This window comes from Paracoccus sp. (in: a-proteobacteria), assembly GCF_030536915.1.
Classification (GTDB): Bacteria; Pseudomonadota; Alphaproteobacteria; order Rhodobacterales; family Rhodobacteraceae; genus Paracoccus.
Map to the genome: position 1 here is coordinate 1 of NZ_JAUNPC010000079.1, position 3,098 is coordinate 3,098.

Below are 3,098 nucleotides of genomic sequence, written 5' to 3' on the forward strand. Positions count from 1 at the left end.
TGCACCCGGAAGCCGATGAAATATTCTTCCAGCTTGGGAAACAGCATCACCTTCAACCCCGTCTCGTCCTCGATCGCCCGCGCCGTCCGCTCGATCCCCTCGGGCGCATCGGTCGCCAGCACGAACCACATGTTCAGCGCATGCGTCCGCTCATAGTTATGCGCGACTTCGGGGTGTGCATTGACCTTGGTCAGAACCTCGTCGAAGCGATCCGCGGGCACGGCCATGGCGCAAAGGCAGAAGGCGCCACCCATGGCGGCCGCGTCGAAGAAGGGGCCGAAGCGGGTGATCGCGCCAAGGTCGCGCAGGCGGGACAGGCGGGCGATCAGGTTCTCGCCCGTGATCCCCAGCGCCGCGCCCGCGTCGTCGTAAGCGCGGGGGGTCAGGGGAAAGCCGTCCTGCAGGGCGTTCAGGATGGCGCGGTCGGTCGCGTCCAGCGCCTCGGGCGGAAGGACGGTGCGTTGGGGTCGGGTCATGCTGCCTCGATCAATGCGCCGCGCTGCTTGAAGCAGCGGGTCGAAAACAGGATCTTGTGCGGCACCCTGGCCAGTTCCGGCAGGGCGCGGGCGCGGTCCAGCACCTCCATCGCCTCGGGGCGGGACCGGGCGTGGATCATGCAGAACAGCGGCCAGTCCCAGACGCCCGGCACGAGCCGCCGTTGGTAGCACAGCGTGACGCCCGGCACCTGCGACAGCGCCCGGCCCGCGGCTTCGATGCTGGCCTCGGGCAGTTGCCAGACCACCATCGCATTCGCGGCCCAGCCGAGCGCCCGGTGCCGCACGATCACGCCCACGCGCGTCAGGATGCGGGCCTCGGCCAGTGCCCCGATGCGGGCGATGATCTCGGCCTCGTCGCGGCCCAGCCGGTCGGCCAGAGCAGCGAAGGGGGCGGGCACGAGGTCCAGCCCCTCGGACAGCGCCTGCATCAGCGGGCGATCCTCCTCGCGCAGCACCTCCATGTCGGGGGCGCGGTCCAGCCCCAGCGGCTGGCGCGGCCCGCGCAGGCGGAAGCCGAGGTCGATGTTGAAGGGCCGCACCAGCGGCAGCGACAGGACCGGCAGGCCGGAGGCCGCCTCGATCCGCTCCACCGAGGCGGCAAGCTCGACCTCCGAGGGGGCGGTGGCGACGAACCACAGGTTCCAGCGGTCCTCGCGCAGGTAGGAATGGTTCACGCCCGGTTCGGCGCTGACCACCGCCGCAACTTCCTCGATCCGGCTTTCGGGGATCGCCAGCGCCGCCAGCGTCGAGGCGCCCGCCGTGTTCGGCCGGCAGGTCGCGCCCACGCGGCTGATCCGGCCGCAGTCCTGCAGCCGTTCCAGCCGCTCAAGCACGTCCGCCTCGGTCGTGCCCAAGACCTCGGCCATCGCGGCGAAGGGGCGGGGTACCAGCGGCAGGTCGCGCTGAAACTCGTCCAGCAGGCGGGTGTCGAGGCAGTCGGGCGCGAGGTCCGTCATAGCCCGGTCCTGTGCGCGCGGGCGGTGAAGAAGATGCCCGAGGGGGCCTGCGCCTCGACCTCGCCCAGCTTCTCGTAGGTGCGGGCGTCGAGGATCACCACCTTGTTGTCGTCGCGGGCGGACAGCCAGACCTCGCGCCCCCGCGGCGTGAACTCCATGTGCAGGATGCCGTTGCCGGGTTGCAGCGTCTGTTTCACCTCATGCGTCATGCTGTCGATCACCTGCACGGTTCCGTTGTCGGGCATGGCGAAGTTCACCCACAGCTCGCGACCGTCCGGCCGGGCGGTGACGAAGATCGGCTGGCCCGCGACGGCGGTGCGGCCGGTTTCCGCGCCGCTTGCGGCATCGGCCCACAGGACCTGATGCAGTCCGACGGCGGGCAGGGCATAGGTGGACCCGGCCAGCGTCCAGCCCTGAAGATGCGGCATCTTGTAGACGGGGAGGTCGGGTTCATTCTTGCCGTAGTCGGGCAGGATGCGCCGCGGCTGCAGGGGGTCGGCCCACAGGTCGATGGTGGTCAGACCCTTTTCCCCGAACAGCCCCACGATATAGGTCCGCCCGTCCGCCGTCATCAGCGCGTCATAGGGGTTCGCGCCCACGCCCTCGATCTTCGTGACCTGAGGGTCCGCCGGGTCGGCGGAATGGTCCAGCACCCAGACCTCGCCCGTGTCCCATGTGGCGACGACAAAGCGCGACCCGGGCGCGTCCGCCAGCCCCACGGTCTTGGACCCCATGGGGATGTCGGCCACCTGCTCCAGCGTGCCGGCGTCGAAGACCTTGACCCCGCCGGGCTCGTAGTTCGACACGGCGACCAGCCTGCCGTCGTCCGAGATCGCGCCGCCGATCGCGTTGCCGCCCTGCACGACGCGGTTTTCCAGCCTGCAGGTGAGGATATCGACCTTGGACAGCCCGCCGTCGCGGCCGAAGACATAGGCGAAGCGTTCGTCGGGGGAAAAGGTCAGCGAAGCGTGCGACAGATCCCCCAGTCCCTCGACCCGGCAGAGCGCGGCGCGGTCGGACTGGTCCACGACAAGGACCGACCCCGTCGCCCGCTCGATCACCACGCCCAGATCGCCGGTGCCGCGCGGCCCCTCGGCGGGACCGGGCAGGGCCGCCGATTCCGGGGCGCCCGCATCGGGTGCCGCCGTCTGCGCCAGCGCGGCGGCAGGGGCGATCAGGGCAAGCGCGGCAAGACAGGCGCGGATCATTCGGTCTTCTCCGTCTTCAGGTAGTCGGCGATCCACAGCGCCTCGGCCTCGGTGATGAGGGGGCGCCACGGCGGCATCGCCGTTCCGGGAACGCCGTCGAGGATGATCGCGGCGAGTCCCTCGGGGTCATGGCCCGCCAGGTCGGCGGGGGTGATGGCCTTGCCCAAGCCTCCCTTCATCGTCAGCCCATGGCAAGAGCCGCAGTCCTGGATCACCATATGTTCAAGCTCGGCCTGCCGCTCGGGCGCGATCCCGGCCGCTGCCAGTGAAACCGATGCCGCGAGGATTGCGGCGACCAGCCCGGTCTCAGCCATTCCCGACGACCCGCAGATGCGCGGCGCGCAATTCGCGCGGCAGGGGCAGGGCTGCGGTTTCGTAAAGCCCCGCGACGCGGCCGATGATGAACAGCACCGGCGCCTCCATCGGCGAACGCGCAA

4 protein-coding genes are annotated in these 3,098 nt (G+C 70.3%); all 4 read right to left on the reverse strand.

All coding sequences use genetic code 11. The features are described 5' to 3' along the window. A partial coding sequence (locus Q4F04_RS12170; RefSeq protein ID WP_303370089.1) for an Lrp/AsnC family transcriptional regulator occupies window positions 1-476 on the reverse strand: 476 nt, incomplete at its 3' end. Continuing rightward, entirely contained in the window at window positions 473-1,453 is a 981-nt protein-coding gene (locus Q4F04_RS12175) for an AsnC family transcriptional regulator (protein ID WP_303370090.1), read from the reverse strand. The genes Q4F04_RS12175 and Q4F04_RS12170, both read right to left, overlap by 4 nt. Next, complete coding sequence (locus Q4F04_RS12180; protein WP_303370091.1) at window positions 1,450-2,661, reverse strand: cytochrome D1 domain-containing protein; 1,212 nt, start codon at window positions 2,659-2,661, stop codon at window positions 1,450-1,452. Before Q4F04_RS12180 ends, Q4F04_RS12175 begins: the two co-directional genes overlap by 4 nt. Then, a complete protein-coding gene (locus Q4F04_RS12185) occupies window positions 2,658-2,975 on the reverse strand; it encodes a cytochrome c (protein WP_303370092.1) in 318 nt (105 codons plus the stop codon). Before Q4F04_RS12185 ends, Q4F04_RS12180 begins: the two co-directional genes overlap by 4 nt. Window positions 2,976-3,098: the final 123 nt, after the last annotated feature.

Coding starts and splice junctions, on each gene's coding strand:
- Q4F04_RS12175 (WP_303370090.1), bottom strand. CDS start 1,453: ATGACGGACCTCGCGCCCGACTGCCTCGACACCCGCCTGCTGGACGAG.
- Q4F04_RS12180 (WP_303370091.1), bottom strand. CDS start 2,661: ATGATCCGCGCCTGTCTTGCCGCGCTTGCCCTGATCGCCCCTGCCGCC.
- Q4F04_RS12185 (WP_303370092.1), bottom strand. CDS start 2,975: ATGGCTGAGACCGGGCTGGTCGCCGCAATCCTCGCGGCATCGGTTTCA.